The 20,694-nt window shown below is 52.0% G+C and carries 17 protein-coding genes and 1 tRNA gene; 2 read left to right on the top strand and 16 right to left on the bottom strand.

Features of this window, described 5'->3' with window-relative positions; genetic code table 11:
* Nucleotides 1-4: 4 nt before the first annotated feature.
* Together F3F96_RS02310 and F3F96_RS02305 are read right to left on the bottom strand one after the other, a co-directional pair.
* Nucleotides 5-1,270: a tyrosine-type recombinase/integrase gene (locus F3F96_RS02310; protein ID WP_176961618.1), complete on the bottom strand. Its 1,266-nt coding sequence runs from the start codon at nucleotides 1,268-1,270 to the stop codon at nucleotides 5-7.
* Nucleotides 1,271-1,470: 200 nt separating this feature from the next.
* Nucleotides 1,471-1,546 (bottom strand) — tRNA-Asn (locus tag F3F96_RS02305).
* A 323-nt stretch (nucleotides 1,547-1,869) separates the two neighbouring features.
* On the opposite strand from F3F96_RS02305, the gene F3F96_RS02300 reads away from it, so the two are divergent.
* Nucleotides 1,870-4,263 (top strand): serine/threonine-protein kinase, encoded by a 2,394-nt coding sequence (locus tag F3F96_RS02300; protein WP_176961617.1) that lies wholly within the window; start codon nucleotides 1,870-1,872, stop codon nucleotides 4,261-4,263.
* Nucleotides 4,263-5,078 carry a Stp1/IreP family PP2C-type Ser/Thr phosphatase gene (locus F3F96_RS02295; protein WP_176961616.1) on the top strand — a complete coding sequence of 272 codons (816 nt, stop codon included), beginning with the start codon at nucleotides 4,263-4,265 and terminating at the stop codon, nucleotides 5,076-5,078. The genes F3F96_RS02300 and F3F96_RS02295 overlap by 1 nt, the downstream gene beginning before the upstream one ends.
* A 55-nt stretch (nucleotides 5,079-5,133) precedes the next feature.
* On the opposite strand, the gene rsgA is transcribed toward F3F96_RS02295, so the two are convergent.
* The 14 genes from rsgA to uvrA form a co-directional block, all read right to left on the bottom strand.
* Entirely contained in the window at nucleotides 5,134-6,195 is a 1,062-nt protein-coding gene (gene rsgA, locus F3F96_RS02290) for a ribosome small subunit-dependent GTPase A (protein ID WP_176961615.1), read from the bottom strand.
* 36 nt (nucleotides 6,196-6,231) lie between these two features.
* The gene (locus F3F96_RS02285; RefSeq protein ID WP_206675248.1) at nucleotides 6,232-7,413 is read right to left on the bottom strand and encodes a deoxyguanosinetriphosphate triphosphohydrolase; all 1,182 of its coding nucleotides are present in this window, start codon (nucleotides 7,411-7,413) and stop codon (nucleotides 6,232-6,234) included.
* 4 nt (nucleotides 7,414-7,417) lie between these two features.
* Nucleotides 7,418-8,089: an orotidine-5'-phosphate decarboxylase gene (gene pyrF, locus F3F96_RS02280; RefSeq protein WP_241697596.1), complete on the bottom strand. Its 672-nt coding sequence runs from the start codon at nucleotides 8,087-8,089 to the stop codon at nucleotides 7,418-7,420.
* On the bottom strand, nucleotides 8,089-9,228 hold the full coding sequence (locus tag F3F96_RS02275) for a heat-shock protein (RefSeq protein WP_176961614.1): 1,140 nt from the start codon (nucleotides 9,226-9,228) through the stop codon (nucleotides 8,089-8,091). Before F3F96_RS02275 ends, pyrF begins: the two co-directional genes overlap by 1 nt.
* Nucleotides 9,225-9,536, bottom strand: a complete 312-nt coding sequence (locus tag F3F96_RS02270) for a lipopolysaccharide assembly LapA domain-containing protein (protein ID WP_176961613.1) — start codon at nucleotides 9,534-9,536, stop codon at nucleotides 9,225-9,227. The genes F3F96_RS02275 and F3F96_RS02270 overlap by 4 nt, the downstream gene beginning before the upstream one ends.
* Before the next feature lie 17 nt (nucleotides 9,537-9,553).
* Nucleotides 9,554-9,994, bottom strand: coding sequence for an integration host factor subunit beta (locus F3F96_RS12500; RefSeq protein ID WP_206675247.1), 441 nt, complete (start codon nucleotides 9,992-9,994; stop codon nucleotides 9,554-9,556).
* A 184-nt stretch (nucleotides 9,995-10,178) separates the two neighbouring features.
* The gene (locus F3F96_RS02260) at nucleotides 10,179-12,002 is read right to left on the bottom strand and encodes a 30S ribosomal protein S1 (RefSeq protein WP_241697595.1); all 1,824 of its coding nucleotides are present in this window, start codon (nucleotides 12,000-12,002) and stop codon (nucleotides 10,179-10,181) included.
* 63 nt (nucleotides 12,003-12,065) lie between these two features.
* Nucleotides 12,066-12,752 carry a (d)CMP kinase gene (gene cmk, locus F3F96_RS02255; protein WP_176961610.1) on the bottom strand — a complete coding sequence of 229 codons (687 nt, stop codon included), beginning with the start codon at nucleotides 12,750-12,752 and terminating at the stop codon, nucleotides 12,066-12,068.
* A gap of 3 nt (nucleotides 12,753-12,755) precedes the next feature.
* Nucleotides 12,756-14,099, bottom strand: coding sequence for a 3-phosphoshikimate 1-carboxyvinyltransferase (gene aroA / locus F3F96_RS02250; RefSeq protein ID WP_176961609.1), 1,344 nt, complete (start codon nucleotides 14,097-14,099; stop codon nucleotides 12,756-12,758).
* Nucleotides 14,099-14,995: a prephenate dehydrogenase gene (locus F3F96_RS02245; protein WP_370465481.1), complete on the bottom strand. Its 897-nt coding sequence runs from the start codon at nucleotides 14,993-14,995 to the stop codon at nucleotides 14,099-14,101. Before F3F96_RS02245 ends, aroA begins: the two co-directional genes overlap by 1 nt.
* A gap of 3 nt (nucleotides 14,996-14,998) precedes the next feature.
* On the bottom strand, nucleotides 14,999-16,105 hold the full coding sequence (gene hisC / locus F3F96_RS02240; protein WP_176961608.1) for a histidinol-phosphate transaminase: 1,107 nt from the start codon (nucleotides 16,103-16,105) through the stop codon (nucleotides 14,999-15,001).
* A gap of 48 nt (nucleotides 16,106-16,153) precedes the next feature.
* Nucleotides 16,154-16,525 carry a GxxExxY protein gene (locus F3F96_RS02235; RefSeq protein WP_176961607.1) on the bottom strand — a complete coding sequence of 124 codons (372 nt, stop codon included), beginning with the start codon at nucleotides 16,523-16,525 and terminating at the stop codon, nucleotides 16,154-16,156.
* Nucleotides 16,526-16,653: 128 nt separating this feature from the next.
* Nucleotides 16,654-17,805 (bottom strand): prephenate dehydratase, encoded by a 1,152-nt coding sequence (pheA, locus tag F3F96_RS02230; RefSeq protein WP_176961606.1) that lies wholly within the window; start codon nucleotides 17,803-17,805, stop codon nucleotides 16,654-16,656.
* Nucleotides 17,806-17,847: 42 nt separating this feature from the next.
* Nucleotides 17,848-20,673 (bottom strand): excinuclease ABC subunit UvrA, encoded by a 2,826-nt coding sequence (gene uvrA, locus F3F96_RS02225; protein WP_176961605.1) that lies wholly within the window; start codon nucleotides 20,671-20,673, stop codon nucleotides 17,848-17,850.
* Nucleotides 20,674-20,694 lie beyond the last annotated feature (21 nt).

Below are 20,694 nucleotides of genomic sequence, written 5' to 3'. Positions count from 1 at the left end.
GTGTTCATTTTTTTCTGATTCCGTCCAGCCAATCGGCCCAATATTGCATCATCATTTCGCGCTCTTCTCTGTATGTTGCGCGGTTGTATGTTGCACGGATTGAATCCTTACTCTTGTGCTGCAATTGCGTTTCAATCGCATCGGGATTGAAGCCATCAGCATTAAGGATGGTACTGAACATCGTACGCGTACCATGACCGGTCATCTCTTCTTTAAATCCAAGCGCACTCAGAGCCCCGTTAATCGTATTTTCACTCATCGGGCGGCTATCACCCCTGTTGCTTGGGAAAACGTGATTACCGCGCCCTGTCCAGTGCCATAGTTCCTTTAGCAACTCGACAGCCTGTTTCGACAAAGGGACATAGTGAACATTCTCTGGATTTAACTTGAATTCTTCTTTCAATTTTCTATTGGGAGCAGGAACAGTCCACAAGGCATTACCAAGGTCCATTTCGGCCCAGTGTGCATGCCTGAGTTCACCAGTCCTCACAGCAAGCAAAGGCAATAGCTTCAATGCCGCACAAACAACAGTAGTACCCTTATATCCATCAATGGCCCTCATGAGTTCACCGATCCGTTTGGATTCAGTGATCGCCTTAGTTGGTTTTGCTTTGCGGGCAGGAATAATATTTCGCTTTTTCGGAATCTTGGCAGCTTCGATAAGATCATGATCCTCTGCGAACTCTAAGACATTCGTGATGTAACCATGAACTCTGTCCGCAACCACATATACATTAGCATCAACCATATGTTGAAGTGATTCTGTAATATTACCTTTGGTTAACTGATTAACAGGTATATTACCTATCCACGGAAACGTGTGGCTTTCTAATCGCCCCAAGACCGTCCGTGCATGTTTAGATGACCAATACGTTTGGAGCTTCCACCACCGTCTTGCGACTTTCTCAAAAGTATCTTTTTCAGCCTTCGCCTGTTTCTTCTTGGCTGTGGCTTTTGCAACCTCAAGCTGCCTGTCCTCTTGCTTCTTCAAACTCGGATCAATGCCTTGTTTGATTAATGCTTTGACCTCAACAAGGAAATCTCTCGCACCTTTTGAGTACCCAGCACTGACCTTCTTACCAGCCAGTGGAATTGCCGGATATGTGCCAAATGAATAGGTCTTTCTATTGCCATTTATCTTATAGTCATAATGCCAATATTTACCTGACTTATTGATCAACAAATATAAGCCATTTCCATCTCTCAATTTTAGCTGTTTTTTACCTTCAGGCAGCCTTTTGTTTTGCACTTCTTTGTCAGTTAATAGCATATCACACCTCTGAATGGGCGGTACGATACACGGTATAAATTTAGTCTCTAAACCGAATTAGAATCATATACCGTGCTTTGTACCGTCGTTTTTACGGCATTTCCTGTGACGGTGTGAGACTTTCTGAGACTTTGGGTAAATAAAAAAAGCCTGCAAACACAAGGCTTACAGGCTTCATGAGTCGTTATGAGACTCTTATATGGCTCCCTGAGCAGGACTCGAACCTGCGACATATGGATTAACAGTCCACCGTTCTACCAACTGAACTATCAGGGAAAATCGAGGCCGAACCGTAGTGAGCGACCCCTGCCCTGTCAACAGCATAATCAACGATAATTTCAGAGGCCGTTGTGCAGGGAATATTACCCTCGCTATTGCATCAGTTAGCCATTATCGCCAATATGCCTGATCGCTAGGGAGATACTGATTAATTGGCTTATGCCAAAAAATCATTTTGCAAGAATCATTGCCGTGGTTTTATTGTTGCTTACAAACCAGACACTTACTCTGTCCGGTTTGGCAATCCATCCGTGGATTGCCGGGAAATCATGACCAGATCAGCACTCCCAGTGCGCGAATACCATTAAGGGGAACTGTTTTTGAGCTATGGCACTATCTGGAAATCAGACTGGTTTATTGGTCTTCTGGTTTCTCTACTCACACTGATCGGATACAGCAGCCAGCTCTCCCCTTTTCAGAGCTTCGATAACGTCCTTTATGATTTCACCGCCAGCACAAACAGGCTGCCGGTAGATGATCGCATTGTACTTATCGACGTTGATCAGAAAGGCAGCGACCAGCTACCCCAGAGCAGTCTAGCCTCCGCGATAGAAAAGCTCTCCAATGCCGGCACGAAACTGATTGCACTGGATATGCTCTACAGTGAAGCCGAATTCAAACCCGCCAGCGAGGGCGCTCAAAAAGATATTCTGGCCGAAAAGGTTCATCTGGCAGGCAATATCCTGCTGCCACTCTATTTTGACTTTTCCAGCGAAGAGAGCCAAAGCAACATCCTTGCCCCTAACTATATCCGGCGTTCGGCTATCAGACAGATCAATTTCAGCAACAGCAGTGCTTCGCCATTGAATGCATTCATGCTTCGCCATCCTTATAACAGCTTATCAGAAGGCGCGGCGGGCTTTGGCCACTTTAATCTTCCAGTCGACCAGAATGAGACACTTCGCTCCTTACCTCTGGCTGTAGCCTTTTCCAGTCAATATTATCCATCCATGGCGCTTTCACTGGCTGCAGGTGCGATGAATATTCCGTTGAGTGACGTACGCTTGAATCTCGGCACCGATATCGAACTTGGTGCAATAAATGTGACGACCGACAAGCAACTGCGCATTTTTCCTGCCTTCCATGCAGACAACAGCGGCACCAGCTTCACCAGCTACAAAATCTCGCAGCTTCTTTCCGGCAGCATCCCTGGCAATCTTTTTAAAGGTAAAATCGTTCTGATTGGCAGCTCGGCCAACAGCGTAGATACGCCACTGAAAGAGAATATGTCCCGCAGTGAATTTACCGCCCACGCCCTGCAGAGCATCCTCAAAGAGGAGTCTGTTATTCGCCCGGACTGGTCGACCTATGCCGAGTTGGCACTTCTGCTGCTGGTCGGCCTCTACCTGACCCTGCTACTGCCACGCCTCACACCACTGGTCGGTGTCATTGCCACCGTTGCGATAAGCTTAACCCTGCTGATAACAGGCTATATTTTCATATCTGCGCTCAGCCTCTGGATTCACATGGCCATCAGCTGCCTGCTACTAATTGTCGGGCAGCTCGGCATCAGCCTTAAACAGTATCTGGTGATCAAAGAGAAGCAGCCAACCTCGGCAAGCGACCCCAATGAAACCAATAAGATGCTGGGACTCTCCTTTCAGAGTCAGGGCATGCTGGAAAATGCCTATGCGAAGTTCCTCACCTGCCCGATGAATGAAGATATGCTCGCCATTCTTTATGATCTCGGTCTGGCCTTTGAACGTAAACGCCAGTTTGATGATGCCATCAGCGTCTACCAGCATATGGCAACGCACAACAGCACCTTCCGCGATATTCAGACCCGCATTATCAGCGCCAAAAATGCTCGCGACACCCTCTCCGACAAAGGCTCCAATGCCGGTATATCGAGCCTGCTGGCAAGCGGTGATAATAAACCGACCCTTGGCCGCTATGAGATTCTCAGCGAGCTGGGTAAAGGTGCGATGGGCACTGTCTATCTGGGCAGAGACCCTAAAATCAATCGTCAGGTTGCCATCAAAACACTCGCACTCTCCAAAGAGTTTGAACCTGATCAGCTGGAAGAGGTGAAAGAGCGCTTCTTCCACGAGGCTGAGATTGCCGGCATGCTCAATCATCCCAATATTGTCACCATCTTTGATGCCGGTGATGAACATGATCTGGCTTATATCGCCATGGAGTATCTCGATGGCATCGATCTCATCCCCTACACCAAAGAGGGCAAAACCCTGCCGATTCCCACGACCCTGAAAATCATCGCCAAGGTCGCCGAAGCACTGCAATACGCCCACAATAACGGCGTCATTCACCGTGACATTAAACCGGCCAACATCATGATTCTGAAAAACAAAGCGGTGAAGGTGACCGACTTCGGCATCGCCCACATTACCGAATCAAGCAAAAGTAAGGCGGGTACCGTGCTTGGCACCCCATCCTATATGTCTCCGGAACAGCTCTCCGGCAAACCGATTGATGGCCGCTCCGACCTCTTCTCCCTTGGTGTAATGCTCTATGAGATGGTGGCAGGTGCTCGCCCCTTTAAGGCCGAATCAATTTCCAAACTGATGTTCAAAATCGCTAAAGAGCCTCATGTGGATGTGCGCAAGCTCAATACTGACACACCCGACAGTGTCGCAGATCTTATTAACAGCCTGCTCGCCAAAAAAGCTGACCAGCGTATCGGTTCAGCCGGTGAGGCACTTGATCGCATCCAGCAGTGCCTGCAAGAGAGCAGAAGCCAGGGAGGCAGCTGATGATGAAATTAAAGATGTTAGCCAAAACCGATGTCGGTATCCGGCGCAAACATAACGAAGATTTTGTCGGCACCACGCCTACGCATGGCATCGCCGTACTGGCTGATGGTATGGGCGGCTACAGTGCCGGTGAAGTAGCCAGCGCCATGGCTGTTGAGATCATCACCAATGAAGTTAAAGCCAAAGTTCTCGATATCCCTGCCGCCCAGATTGATAGTGAGACCGGCTTCACCAGCGAATCGATTCTGGTGCGCAACGCTATCCGCCATGCCAACGACTCGATCTACGACACAGCGCAGAAAAAAGCTGGATGCGCAGGCATGGGCACCACCGTTCTGGTTGCCGTTTTCTACAGTGACCGCATCACCGCAGCCCATGTTGGTGATTCGCGCATGTACCGTCAGCGTGATGGTGAACTGACCCATGTCACCGAAGATCACTCACTGATCCATGAACAGGTGCGTCGCGGCCTTGTTACCGCTCAAGATGCCCGCAACTCCACCATCAAAAACCTGGTTACCCGCGCCCTTGGTGTAGGCAAAGGTGTCGATCCCGACATTGTGGAAGACACAGTATTTTCCGGTGATCTCTATCTGATGTGTTCCGATGGCCTCACCGATGTGGTTTCCGATGAGATTATTGAGCAGACCCTCACCCGCCACGGCAAAGACATGAACAAAGCAGCCGATGAACTGATTCGCCTCGCCAACGCAGCCGGTGGCCCGGACAACATCTCGGTCATCCTTATCGAAGCAAGCAAGAAAGCCGAACCCAAAAAATCCGGCGGTTTCTTCTCTCGCATATTAGGGAAATAGACGCACAGCTTCACTGTTTCGAATGCACATTTGAACTGACAGCAGTAGCTGACATTCAATGCTTAGCTTTATGCTTCTTTGCTGATTTGACCATTCGACCGAAGGCCTTGTCCCTGTTGCGCTTTTCGAGATTAGACATCTCATAAAAATCTGACTCTTTATTGAGCTTCAGGTAGCTCTGAAAGCGCTCTTCACTCAACTCACCACGCTCTATTGCCGTTAATATCGCGCAACCGGGTTCATTGCTATGGCTACAGTTTGCAAAGCGACAATTTACTGAAAGTGCCACAACATCACTAAAACTGTTATCTATGCCGTCACCGCCACTGATCATGCCCAGCTCTCGCATGCCGGGCATATCGATCAACATCGCACCGTCTTCAAGCATTATAAGTTGACGGCGCGTCGTTGTATGTCGACCTTCACCTGTGCCGCTAACCGCTCTGGTTTCCAGTTCAGCATTGCCTAAAAGTTGATTGATCAGTGTGGTTTTGCCTACACCGGAAGAGCCAAGCAGGCAGTAGGTTTTCCCGGTGGCCATAAGCTCCCTGACCTGCTCAATACCGCTGCCGGTCACACTGCTCAGGGCAATGATTTCAGTGTGAATGCCTGCAGTGCGAATGTTAGCAATCAATAGCTCCAACTCATCTGCACTTATCAGGTCTGTCTTACTAAGAAGAATCACCGGCTCAATTTGACCTTCGTTAACCATCACCAGGTATCGTTCAAGCCTGCGGATATTAAAATCGAAGTGGCATGACTGGACTATGAAGGCCGCATCAATATTGGCAGCGATCATCTGGGCCTCGATATCCCTGCCCGCAGCCTGCCGACGCAACAGCGTCTTTCTTTTCAGAATGGAGTGAATAGTCGCGAAATCACCTTCGTCATGCTGTTCTATGCTGACCCAATCGCCAACACACGGATAATCAACGGGTGATTCAATCTCATGCAGGAACTTGCCCGGCAGAACTGCAGGAGTATCTCTCTGCCCATCATTGACGATGCACCTCTCTCTATCTACCGCGATCACCCGAGCAATGCTCTGCCCCGGCTCAGACAGCTCGTTGGCCTGTTCTTCAAACCAACCATCAAAACCAAGTGCAATCAATTCCATGGAGTAAGTTCCCGTTGAAACGCTAAACGAAGTGAACTACGGGCGGGCGCTGACGTTGAAGAGGCGTTCGTACTCTTCGAGTGCATAGCGGTCTGTCATGCCTGCGATGTAATCGGCGATGATTCTTGCCTGCCGTTTGGGAGTCAGACCACCATCTGCCAGTGCAGTTGCAGCCTCAAGTTCAAACTGCTGATTCTCCGGCAACATGGCGGGATGCAACATGTAGACTTCAAAAATTTCGCGAATGACCCGCTCTGCCTTGTTGGACATGCGTGCGACACGGTAGTGGCGATACATATTTTTGAAGAGGAACTTTTTCATCTCACCGTTCATCTGGCGAACCGGCTTGCTCAAACTTACCAGTGGTTTTGCAGCGGCGCGCACATCATCAAAACTCTTTACGCCAGCCTCATCTATGCGTCGCAACGTCTCTTTAATCACATCAACAATGAGAAAGTTGATCATATGGCGAACCGTCTCATTCACCTTCAATCGTTCACTGACACCGGGGCACTCCTGCTCCGCCTGCTCGTAGTGGATGCGAAACAACTCCAGCTGCAGAAGGCCATCAACAGTGAGCATGCCAGCGCGATAGCCATCATCGATATCGTGGTTATTGTAGGCGATCTCATCGGCCAGATTACCGATCTGCGCCTCAAGTGGTGGCTGCTCATGCAGATTGAAATGGGCCAGATCGCGATTTTTGGGGGTGTCGTAGGCCGAGTGATGTTTAACGATGCCTTCGCGGGTTTCGTAGCTGAGATTCAGGCCTGTAAAAGCGGCATATTTATGTTCCAGCTGCTCTACCACCCGTAGTGACTGACGATTATGCTCAAAACCACCATAGGGTTTCATCATCTCATCGAGTGCATCCTGACCGGAGTGACCGAACGGGGTATGGCCGAGATCGTGAGCAAGTGCGACTGCCTCTGCCAGATCTTCGTGCAGATGCATCGAACGACAGACCGAACGGGCTATCTGTGCCACCTCAATGGAGTGGGTCAGGCGTGTGCGGTAGTGGTCGCCTTCATGATTAACAAAGACCTGGGTTTTGTACTCCAGCCTGCGAAATGAGGCGGAGTGAATAATGCGGTCACGATCGCGCTGATAAGCATTTCGATGCGGTGATTCAGGCTCATCATAAACCCGGCCTCGCGAATGGATGCTACGGCAGGCATAGGGGGCAAGAATCGATTCGTAATCAGCAGGAACATTCACAAATTCAGGCCGCAGACTGCATCATCGCCACAGCTTCCTGAGCAGCCTGAGCAGGGTTTTCTGCATGCAGTATAGGACGACCAACTACCAGGTAGTCGGAACCATTGGCGATAGCAGAGGCCGGGTCTGCAACCCGCTTCTGATCCTGCACATCCTGACCGCCCCAGCGGATGCCCGGGGTGACAGTAATAAAATCTTCGCCACAGAGATCTTTGATGGCTTGGGCTTCATGCACACTGCACACAACGCCATCAAGCCCTGCATCCAGCGCCATCTTCGCACGCTGCAACGCGACTTCCCGCGCCTGAGCCTTGGGCATCGGATCACTGGTTAACACGGTCACAGCAATCAACTTCATGTTCGGGAACGCTTTGGCAGCATTTGCTGCGGCAGCCAGCATCTCTTCACCACCACCGGCATGCACATTGACCATATCCACACCCAGACCACCGGCACTCTCAATGGCTTGCGCAACGGTATTGGGGATATCATGAAATTTCAGATCGAGAAACAGTTTATGGGTCCGGTTCAACTCGCGTACAAGCTCAGGCCCTTCAGCAACAAACAGGCGCAGACCCACCTTCAACCAGCCCACCGAATCACCTACCCTGTCACGCATAAGCATTGCTTTCTCACGATCATCCACATCAAGTGCGACCATCAACCGATCCTGCATCAAACCTTCTCCTTCTGTTTCGGGTGCAGTGTTCCCCATGCATGGCACTGCGGGCACTGCCAGCGCACCGCAACCACTTCAACACCGCACTCTTCACAACTGTAGTTCTTGGCGGTCAAACGCCACTGCCGCGAAAATTCGGCATGTGGATCAGCCTCTTCACCCATCAACGCCTGCAGCCTGAGAGACTCCCGCAGTGTGCCCGGCACAAAGGCCAGCTCACTACAGAGCTCTATCGCCTGCTGACGTGAAAAACTGTTGGCCACCGCTTCCAGCCATGCCAGCACCAATTCAGCATCTCTGCCCTGCAGACTAAACGCCCGCAACAGATCGACAGCGCGTTTTTTATAGAATTTTTCATATTCAAGCAGCAGGGATATCACCAGCGGAAAATGTTCGCGGGAGTGCTCCCATAAGGCATGAATACCCGTCTCTGCGGCCTGATCATCAGTCGCCTGCAGTGCCAGCTCAATCTCAACCATACGGGCAGGTGCGCAGGCCGAATCAAGTTCCAGCGCTCTGGCTGCATACTCTGCCGCGCCATCCTGATCTCTGTCTTGGCAACACTGGCTGGCCATCTCTGAAAAAAGGTATGCACGGTGTGAGCTATAGGAGGTATTACGAACCCGTTCAAGTCGGGAGAGCAGCTCTTCAGCCAGCAGCCACTCACTACTCTGCTCCCGAATCCTCAGGCTCGCCTCAAGGGCTCCGGCATGATCAGAGCGAATATCCAGCGCCTTCTGATACTGCATCAGGGCACGATCAAGCAAGCCTCCTGTCTGGAAATCCAGAGCAAGTGCCAGATGCGCTTGCAGATGCAGGGAGCGCGGCAGATCAGGTCGTGCCAACAGATTCTGATGGATACGAACCGCACGTCCAATCTCACCTTTGGAGCGAAACATCTCACCGAGCGCCATATAGACATCGGCCGCTTCAGAGCGCAGTCGTGCCACCTGCACCATCTCCTGCAGGGCAAGGTCGGGTTCATCGGAGAGAAGATAATTGATGCCGCGCAGCAGTGGCGAGATACGCTCATCCTCTTCAGGTTCAGGCTGCTCCTGCTCCTGTAGCGGCCGCAGCACCAGCGCCACCAGCACCACCAGCGCAATGGCGGTAATGGCTAACAGCAGTGTATTCATACGTCGTCTTGCAGCGGGATATTCCGCAGATTATCCACTTCACGCTGCAGGCGCTCATTCTCCTGCTTAAGCCTGGATATCTCATGTTTATGTTTGCGTCGTGAAAAGGTCAGCGCCAGCACGCCGCCAAAGAAGCCAAGCATGAAAGCAGTAAAGACAGGGATATAGAGTGGAACAGAGCCACTACTGACCCCGAGGAAGTGAAGCTGAATCGGCGTCAGATTAGCCATGGCAAACATCGTTGCAAACGATGTCAGCACGATCACCAGCAGGACGTTGATCCAGTTTACAGAGTTAAGGCTCTGCATGGTTAAGCGATCAATCCTCAGGCAGCGCTTCCGACACGCTCACGCAGCTCTTTACCCGGTTTGAAGTGGGGTACTGTTTTGGCGGGCACGACGACTGAATCACCGGTTTTCGGATTGCGGCCCAGTCGGGCATTACGCTGCTTGGTGGAGAAGCTGCCAAAACCGCGCAGCTCTACATGACCACCTGTGGCCAGCGCATCACCAATGACCGACAGAATGGTATTGACCACCACCTCAGCTTCACGACGTGTTATACCGCCCTGCTTCTCAGCAATAATCTCTACCAGTTCCGATTTCGTCATAACACCCTCCAATTGAACCCATGAGCATAAGAGATCAATCGCGATTCGCAAGTTTCGCTTTTGTCTGGGCCTGTTAAAACTAATTTTGATGCTGGCGATACGGTCATTTTTTGTGTCCCTGCAAGGCAGAGCAGGCGCTGTGTGCTTGGTGCACATAAGCCTGCAATAACGCAGCAGGACGGAAAAAATGGCCTATCCTGAAAGGCTGCGCTTCAAATGAGGCCACTCAGCGTTGCTCAGAATTCATTTGGAATCACCAAACTTCATTCCTCGCGCCTTGATTGGCCTCATTTGGAGCAGCAGCGCCAGTACCTAAATTAGTGTTAGCAGGCCCCCAATCTTATTTTGTGTCAATTTTACCCAACAGTTTACGCTGCAGCTCCAGCGCCAGCGCTGAAGGTGCTGAGTTGCTGGCAGCCTGTTGTGAATAGTTGCGCATGGCGTCACGCTCTTCATCACGAATCTGCTGACTGATGGAGAGATCCACCTGCCTGCGTTTGCGATTGACTTCAATCACTTTCGCCTCGATCTCACTTCCCTCTTTCAGCTCTGCATGATCACGCGGGATTTCACGCTTGGGCAGGTATGCAGTCACATGCTCGGTTAGTGATATAACCGCACCGCTTGGTTTAATCTCAAGGACTTTACCATTGACGCTGTCACCACGTTTTACATTTTCAAGGAAGAGCTCAAAAGGATCACTTGAGAGCTGTTTGATACCCAGCGCAATACGCTGCTTCTCAACATCCACACCCAACACAACACACTCGACTTCCTGACCTTTACTGAAATCCGCCAGCGCCTCGGAACCACGTTTCTCCCAAGAGAGATTCTCCATATGTACCAGACCATCAAGATCAGAGCCCACCGGCACAAAGAAACCGAAATCGGTAACATTCTTGATCTTACCCTTTACATGAGAACCGATCGGATTATCAGCCAACCAGCTCTGCCACGGATTGTCACTTACAGCTTTCAGACTCAGACGAATACGACGTGCATCCGCATCCACTTCCAGTACTGCCACATCAACCACATCGCCTTCAGCGAGAACCTGGGCAGGCTTGACATCTTTCTTGGTCCAGCTCAGTTCAGAGCGGTGAATCATGCCTTCAATGCCGGGCTCAAGTTCGATCACTGCGCCGAAATCGAGAAGACGGCGCACAGTGCCTGTCAGGCGCATACCTGTTTCATAGGTGTTTGCCACGCTCTCCCACGGATCAGACTGCAGCGCTTTCATCGATACAGATACTTTACCGGTTTCGGCATTCAGCTTAACAATTTCAACAGTTACACTCTGGCCAACAGTGAGCATCTCAGAAGGTTTCTGGATACGACGCCATGATATATCAGAGACATGCAGCAGCGCATCAACGCCACCCAGATCAATAAATGCACCAAAATCGGTCATTCGACGAACAACACCGGAGAGCTTGTCACCAACCGCTTTGCCTTCGAAAAACTTCTCACGCTGTGCTTCAACCTCAACAGCCATCGGCTTCTTGCGGGAGACCACAACATTCTCAGGTTTACGACGAGCCTCAAGTACAGCGACTTTACAAGCCTGACCCACAAGTGCTTCGGAATTAACATGCATATCGGTATCAGCTTCGGAGCGCGGCATGAATGCAGAGAGGCCGTTCAGATTAACACGGAAGCCACCTTTTATCTCGGCAGTAATCACTGCATCGATCGCTTCACCACTGGCTGCTGCCGCTTCAATTGCAACCCATGCTTCGATCTTTCTTGCCGAGAGCACGGAGAGTTTTACACCAGCTGAACCACTAGCCGACTGCACCATGGCGTTGATCATATCGCCAACGGCAGGCAGTTCCAGACCAGCCTCGGAAAATTCAGCTAACGGAATCGAACCTTCATTCTTGGCCCCCACATCCATAATCACAGCATCAGAATTGATGCTTACGACCATGCCGTTGACCATCTCACCACGGCGAACCTCAGGATGCTCTTTCAGTGAAGCCTCAAACATCTGCTTGAATGACTCTTCTTCATTTTCATCTTCAGCCACTTCAGCCACTTCAGCCACTTCAGCCACTTCAGCCACTTCAGCCACTTCAGCTACTTCAGCTACTTCAGCTACTTCAGCTACTTCAGCTACTTCAGCTACTTCAGCTGCTACTTCCAATGTTTTGGCTTCACTCATGTCGTTATCCATCCTAGTTCAATTCATTCGAATTGTTATTCAGTATTGTGTTCGTTTTCCATTTCAGGAGCGGATCAAACCTCGCCGCTCCAGAACCCCCAGCATCCGATCTACCACCTCATCCACCCGCATGGTTGTCGAGTCGATGACAATCGCATCATCAGCCTGCCTAAGTGGTGCATGCTGACGCTCTCTATCGCGTTGGTCACGCACTTTAAGCTCATCAATCACCGCCTCAAGAGAGCTTCCACCATCATCTTTCAATTGTGCCCAGCGCCGCCGCGCCCGCTCACGCACAGAAGCGGTCAAAAAGAACTTCGCCTGTGCATTGGGAAGTACAACCGTACCCACGTCTCGCCCGTCCATCACACAACCGGATTCGGCGATTTTCCGCTGCAACCCGAGCAGCAAATCACGTACCGGCTGCAGAGCTGCCACCGTTGAAGCCGCATTACCAACCGCTTCACTGCGCAGGCGACCAGTCCAGTTCTCACCATCAAAAGAGATGCCATCTACCGTCCACGCCACCTTTTGCAGCATCTCTTCCACCAATGCCACCAGCGCCTGCTCATCATCCAGCGCAACAGTGCGCTGCAGTGCAAGGCCACCAATCAGGCGATAGAGTAGTCCGGTATCAAGCACCGGCAAGCCGAGCTCTTCAGCCACCATTTTGGCAACCGTACCTTTGCCTGAACCCGACGGTCCATCAAGGGCAAGCTGCAGACCCGGTATCAATTGCCACTGGCTCACGCTTTAAACCTCATCCTGCCAGCGCACGTTCATGCCAATGCTCTGAGCCAGTGCTACAAAATTGGGGAAACTGGTAGCGATCGCCGCCGCATTGTGGATGCGAATCTCACCCTCAGCCCGCTGTGCCGCCACGGCCATCGCCATGGCAATGCGGTGATCTCCCAGCGCATCCACATCAGCACCGCCTTTAAGACTGCTCAGGCCGCGAATGATTACGCCATCAGGCTGCTCATCGAGATCAGCACCGGCAGCAGTCAGGGCATTGGCCATGGCGGAGATGCGATCAGACTCTTTCACCCTTAACTCTTCAGCATCTTCAAGCACAAACTTACCATCGGCCAGTGCCGCCGCAGCAAAAATCACCGGAAACTCATCAATCGCATCCGGCACATCATTGGCATCCACATGCATACCGTGCAGCCCACCGGAGCGAACACGCACATCAGCAACCGGCTCTTCACCCACATTCGCCTCATTCTCAAGCGATAGATCAGCACCCATATCCGCCATCACCCGTCGCCAGCCATCACGACGCGGGTTGATACCAATCGATTTCAGCGTCACATCCGATCCCTCAACAAGACTTGCCGCCACGGCGAAGAAACAGGCCGATGACGGGTCAGCAGGGATATCGACCACGCCCTCAGGGGCAGTCAGTCTGTTATTGGGAAAAATTGAGATGGTGCCATCCAAGGCCACATCCACCGGCTGTCCAAACAACGGCAGCATACGCTCGGTATGATCACGCGTCGGTTTCGGTTCATTCACATAGGTTACGCCATCGGCATAGAGGCCCGCCAACAGCACACACGACTTCACCTGTGCACTGGCCACCTCGGAAACATGGTGAATCGCCTTCAGCTTGCCTCCGGAGATAGTGATCGGCAGCAGATTGCCACCATCTTTGCCTGTGACTGTTGCGCCCATCTTGCGTACGGGATCAGCCACGCGCTGCATCGGGCGTTTGCAGAGGCTGGCATCACCGGTCACGGTGCTCTCAAAATTCTGGCCAGCCAGAATACCGGTCATCAGGCGCACACAGGTGCCGGCATTGCCAGCATCAAGCATCTTCTCAGGTTTTTGCAATCCGTGCAGCCCCACACCAAACAGACGCAGTGCAGTTTTCTCACTGTTCAGCCACTCAATCTTCACACCCATATCGATAAACATCTGGGCAGTAGCCACATTATCATCGCCGGGTAGAAAGCCGTGAATCTCGGTGACGCCATCAGCAAGCGATGCGAGCATCACCGAGCGATGTGACATCGATTTATCTCCGGGAACAACAATATCCCCTTTCAGTGGCCCTTTGGCAGGCCCTGCAATCAGTGTTCCACCGATCTCCATTATAAACCTTCTCCATGTTTGGCCAGCCACGTTTCACGTGCTTCTCTGGCCGCAGCAAACTCTTTCAATAGTCGCTCAGCATCATCAGCCAACAGCGCTTCACGCAATCCATCTAACTCCTGCTGAAAGGCATCCAGCTGCCCGAGCAGTGCATCACGGTTACTCAGGGCAATATCGCGCCACATCTCAGGTGAGGATGAGGCGATACGGGTAAAATCACGGAACCCTCCTGCCGCAAAACAGAACGGGTCATGCCCGTCAGACTTCTGCCTGCTGACAGCATTGACCAGCGCAAATGCTGCCAGATGCGGCAGATGGCTGACCGAAGCGAGAAAATCATCATGCTCTGCTGCATCCATGGTGACCACCCGGCTACCTGTCTGCTCCCAAAGCTGTTGAACCAGTGCCAATGCAGCTGTATCAGAACCCTGCTCTGGTGTAATCACAGTCAATCGTTTATCAAACAGTTCGGCAAAAGCGGCACCGGCACCGGACTGCTCGGTTCCGGCAATCGGGTGGGCCGCGATAAAACGCTCAGGTTTTGGCAGGCATTGATGGGCAGCGGTTATAGCTGTCTGTTTGGTGCTTCCGGCATCGGTAACCACAGCTGATGCTGGCAGGCTATCGGCCATGGCAGAGAAAACCGAGGCATAGGCATTCATCGGCACAGCCAGCAGCACAACATCGGCATCACGCACTGCCTCACATATATCGTGGCTCCAGGCATCGATGATGCCGAGCTTCTGAGCCAGCTCCAGATTGTCGCGACTACGGCCAACACCGGTAACACGACCGACGATACCCGCTCTTTTCAGGGCAAGACTCACCGAGCCGCCGATAAGACCGACGCCGATAATAACAAGATGACCAATCAATGGCTTTTCAGCATGGGACACAAACTACTCCTGAATCTCTGCAAGAATGGCATTCAGTGCCTGCAGGAATTCGCTATTCTCTTCTGCGCTGCCTACCGAGATGCGCAGATAATCCGCCATACCATAAGGTGCCAGCGGGCGTGGGATGATGCCTCTATCTTCCAGTCTGCGCAAAATTTCAGCGCATTGACTGTGCTGCAGCAGTACAAAGTTGCCGAAACAGCGGCCCCCAAGCAGCCCCAATGCATCAAGGGCAGACTCCAGCCGCTTTCTCTCGCTATTGTTATCTGCCACGCGTGCCATCACCCAGTCACGATCATCCAGTGCTGCTACAGCTGCAACCTGAGCCAGCAGATTAAGATTAAATGGTTCACGGTAACGGTTGGCCAGTGCCACGATCTGGGCATCAGCAATGGCATATCCGACCCGACATCCTGCCAGCCCGTAGGCTTTGGAGAAGGTGCGACTGATCACCAGTCCCGGATGCGAAAGCTCATGCACCGAATCACCCTGTGTTTCGGCAACGAACTCGTAATAGGCCTCATCAATAATCACCACCACATCTCGTGGCAACTTATCGAGAAATGCCTGCAGTGCGCTGTTGCCATGCAGGGTGCCGGTTGGATTGTTCGGATTGGCAACACAGACCACCTTGGTCTTCTCACTCACTGCGGCAGCCATAGCATCCAGATCGTGGCTCAGGCCATCTGCCTCGGGCACAGAGACCAATGTGGCACCTGCCGCCTGCGTCGCCAGTGCATAAACGATAAAACCGCGACTGGAGAAGATCACCTCATCACCGGCACCGGCAAAGGTACGGATCAGAATATCCAGCACTTCATTGGAGCCATTACCGATCAGAAACCGATTACGGTTCACATGGTGAAATGCTGCCAGCGCCTCTTTCAAAACGTTGGCATCACCATCGGGATAGCGGTTCACACCTGCCGCGGCATTTTGCATAGCAATGACAGCCTTGGGAGAGGGGCCATAGGGATTTTCATTGGAAGCCAGTTTCACCGCGTGGGAGAGTCCCTTTTCGCGCAGCAGTGTCTCCACCGGTTTACCCGGCACATAGGGATACAACCCGGAAGTTTGCGGCACAGCCCGTGCCAACCAGTTAATAGTCATAATCTTTTAATTACCACGAAGGACGCGAAGAGCACGAAGTTCTTCATATTACAAAATAACACGTTTCAGTCCGTCCTTTAAAATTTGTACGTTGAAATTTATTAGCAAACCAGTGTTCACCTCTGACAGCTTCATATAGGTCAGTAATTGTGCCTGATGAATATTCAGTAATTTATCCACGCTCTTTAATTCGACAATTAATCTATTGTCCACCAACAGATCAATACGATACCCGCAATCAAGTCGAATACTTTTATATTCCACCGAAACGGGAGCCTGTACAGCATAAGGTATTCCATTACATTCAAGCTCATAAGCCAAACATTTTTCATAGGCTGACTCGAGCAACCCCGGGCCAAGATTACGATGCACCTCAATTGCACAACCAATCACTTTTTTTGATAACGCATCAAACTCCATGTGTAAAATGCCTAATCCAAATTTTCCATAAACAATCCGGTCAGATACAGCCAGAATCTATGGTTCTCATATTTTAGATGCATGTTTTTCTTCGAGCCCTCTGTGTCCTTCGTGGTTAATGCTTTTAGCTACAGCGGCTTGGAGACCGGATAGGAACCCAGCACCTTAATAAATCCACCCGGTTTAGCCTGAATCTCAGCTATCGCTTCAGCCACATTGGCATCGTCACGATGGCCCTGCACATCAACAAAGAAGACATACTCCCAGAGCTTCTTCTTGGATGGTCTGGACTCGATACGGGTCAGGCCGATGCCGCGACCGGCAAAGGATGAGATCAGATTATGCAACACTCCCGGCTCATCCTTGATCGACATCACCAGTGATGTTTTGTCTTCACCTGAAGCAGGTGAATCATGCTGACCGATCACATAAAAACGGGTCGTGTTATCATGAAAGTCTTCAATATTACGCTCTACCAGTGGCAGCTCCGACTGATCAACAATCGAGTAGGGGCCAATCACAGCACACTTTTTCCAGTCCAGCGAACCGGAACCGTGGGCTTTTGCATCTTCAACAATCTGTGCGGCACGGATGGTGGAGGATGAGTCCATCATCTGCGCGTTCGGCAGATGTGATGCCAGCCAGTTGCGGCACTGACCCAATGGCTGTGGATGCGAAAGCACCACCTCAATCTCATCAAGTGAGTCGGCATAGGTGAAAAGGTGGTGGTGGATCGAGAGCTGCACTTCAGCACAGATGAACACATCGCGCTCCATATCGGCAAAGAGATCAAGCGTAGGCGTTACCGCCCCCTCAAATGCGTTCTCAACAGGCACGACGCCATAGGTGGCGCGCCCTGCTTCAACCTCATCAAATACCAGCTCCAGCGAACTGCATGGCAGATACTTCGGTGTTGCACCGAACTGACGCGTGGCCGCGGTATGGCTGAATGTGCCTTCAGGACCGAGATAGGCGATGGTCATCGGATGTTCAAGCGCCAGACAGGCACCGATAATCTCGCGATAGATGCCGTGGATCGCCTCATCGGAAATTTTGGTTTCGTGTGATGCATCTGCCGCAACAGCATTGCGTGCCAGCAGTCGGCGGATAATAGAGGCCTCACGGCTCGGCACATAAAATGGCGCATTACCCTTGTTCTGCTTGGCCTCACCCACCTGCGTGGCAAGTTGCGCACGCTTGCGGATCAGATCCAGCACCTCATCATCAACCGCATCAATCGCTACACGTAATTCGTTCAGTTTCTCTTCCAGATCACCCATGCCAGCAACCTAGCAGCGAGGTGATGTTCAATCCATTCAGAATTACAATGATGCCTTTAGATAATGTCCGGTATGGGAGGCCTCACAGGCAGCGACCTGCTCAGGGGTTCCGGCAACCACAACCGTACCACCCTTATCGCCACCCTCCGGCCCCATATCAACAATCCAGTCGGCGGTTTTGATCACATCCAGATTGTGTTCAATGACAATCACCGTATTGCCCCGATCCACCAGTGCATGCAGCACATCCAGCAGCTTGGCGACATCATGGAAATGCAGGCCTGTGGTCGGCTCATCAAGTAGATAGAGGGTGTCTCCGGTCGCTTTACGGGCCAGTTCTTTGGAGAGTTTGACACGCTGGGCTTCGCCACCGGAGAGGGTGGTGGCCGATTGCCCGAGCTGAATGTAACCCAGCCCCACCTGAGAGAGCGTGGTCAGCCGGTTTTTCAGGGATGGAATGGCGGCAAAGAACTCAAGCCCCTCCTCCACCGTCATATGTAGCACCTCATCGATGGTTTTGCCCTTGTAGCGGATATCGAGGGTTTCACGGTTATAACGTTTACCCTGACAGGTTTCACAGTGCACATAGACATCAGGCAGAAAATGCATTTCCACCTTGATGATGCCATCACCCTGACACGCCTCACAGCGCCCCCCTTTGACATTAAAAGAGAAACGACCCGGCTTATAACCCCGGGCACGTGATTCAGGCACATGCGCAAATAGCTCACGAATCGGAGTGAAGATGCCGGTATAGGTGGCCGGATTGGAGCGTGGCGTGCGACCGATCGGCCCCTGATCGATATCGATAATTTTGTCGACCAGACTGTCACCGATCAGTCGCCCATGGCTGCCAACCCGTTCGGTTTTCAAGCCCTTGGCACGGGCAAAAGCACGAAACAGGGTATCATTAGTCAGGGTGGATTTTCCGGAACCGGATACACCTGTCACGCATGAGAAACGGGCAATCGGGAACTGAGCTGTGACCTGTTTCAGGTTATGCTCACTGGCACCCTCAACACCGATCATATCATGCTTTTTCAGCACCTTGCGGCGTTTGGGAACCTTGATTTTCTTGCGCCCGGAGAGGTAATCGGAGGTAAGTGTTTTGGCTTTGAGAATATCTTCAAGTTTACCCTGCGCGACCACCTCACCACCATGTTCGCCGGCCAGTGGTCCCATATCGATCACCCAGTCAGCACTGCGGATCGCATCCTCATCATGTTCAACAACAATCACTGAGTTACCGAGGTCACGCAGACGTCTGAGTGTGGCCAGCAGGCGATCATTATCGCGCTGATGCAGGCCAATAGAGGGCTCATCAAGAATGTATAACACACCAACCAACGCCGAACCGATCTGCGTGGCCAGCCGGATACGCTGCGCCTCACCACCTGAGAGGGTGCCTGATGTGCGCTCCAGCGAGAGATAATCCAGTCCCACCTCAATCATAAACCCGAGGCGTGCAGAGATCTCCTCCAGCACCTTCTCGGCAATCGCCTGCTGCTGTTCAGTGAGTGTCAGTGCATTGATCCACTTCACCCCTTCACGCAGCGGCATGGCCACAATTTCAGGCAGTGATTTGTCGTTAATGCGCACATGGCGTGCAGCTCGGGTCAATCGTGATCCGGCACAACTCGGGCAAGCGATGGTGTCGATATATTTGGATAACGCTTCGCGCACATCATCAGAGCTCGACTCGCGATAGCGCCGTTCAAGGTTGGGAATCACCCCTTCAAAGGGGCGCTCAACCGTACGATTCTGTCCCGGTGTCTCATAAACAAACCGGATCTTTTCACGACCACTGCCGTAGAGAAAGGCCTTGCGGGCGCCCTCGGAGAGCTGGTTAAACGGGGTGTCCATATCACTGCTGACAAACGTCGCGACCGCTTCCAGTGTCTGGCGATACATAAAGGTTTCACGCCCGGCCCACGGCTCAATCGCGCCATCAGCCACCGAGAGTGAGTGATCAGGTACCACCAGCGCCGGATCAAACACCGTTTTACTGCCCAGTCCGTCACAGGCGGGGCAGGCACCGACCGGTGAGTTGAACGAGAAGAGGCGCGGCTCAATATCGGGATAGGAGATATTGCAATCCGGGCAGGCAAAGCGTTCAGAGAAGAGCTGCTCTTCGGGTTTCTTTGAAGCCTGGGCTATCAGGGCGATCATCATGCCTTCGCCATAACGCAGGGCGGTCTCCACCGAATCGGCCAAGCGGGTGCGGATACCATCGCGGATCACCAGCCGGTCAATCACCAGCTCGATATTGTGTTTGATATGTTTCTTCAGCTCCGGCGCATCTTCAATTGGCATCACTTCACCATCGATACGCACGCGCACAAAACCATCTTTGCCCGCCTTCTCCAGCTCCTTGCGGAACTCACCCTTTTTACCGCGTGCAATCGGGGCCAGCAGCTGCACCTTTGCCCCCTGCTCCAGACTCTCAAGTTGATCAATAATCACACTGGCCGCTTGCGAGGTGATCGGTTTACCACAGCCATGACAGTAGGGCTGGCCGATACGGGCAAAGAGCAGGCGCAGGTAGTCATAAACTTCGGTGATAGTGCCAACCGTGGAGCGCGGATTACGGCTGGTGGTCTTCTGCTCAATGGAGATGGCAGGAGAGAGTCCCTCAATGGCATCAACATCAGGGCGTTCCATCATGCCGAGAAACTGACGCGCATAGGCTGAGAGCGACTCAACATAACGCCGCTGCCCCTCGGCATAGAGGGTATCAAAAGCCAGGGAAGATTTGCCGGAACCGGATACGCCGGTGATCACCACCAGCTTCTCGCGGGGGATCTCCAGACTGATGTTTTTCAGATTATGTACCCGCGCCCCTTCGACGCGAATGACCGGTTCACTCATCACTACTCCAGCTGTAACTTC

The sequence above is a fragment of the Mariprofundus sp. NF genome, assembly GCF_013387455.1.
In the GTDB taxonomy this organism is placed as follows: domain Bacteria; phylum Pseudomonadota; class Zetaproteobacteria; order Mariprofundales; family Mariprofundaceae; genus Mariprofundus.
The sequence above is the reverse complement of the archived record's forward strand: the minus strand, read 5'-3'. Positions and strand labels throughout refer to the sequence as shown.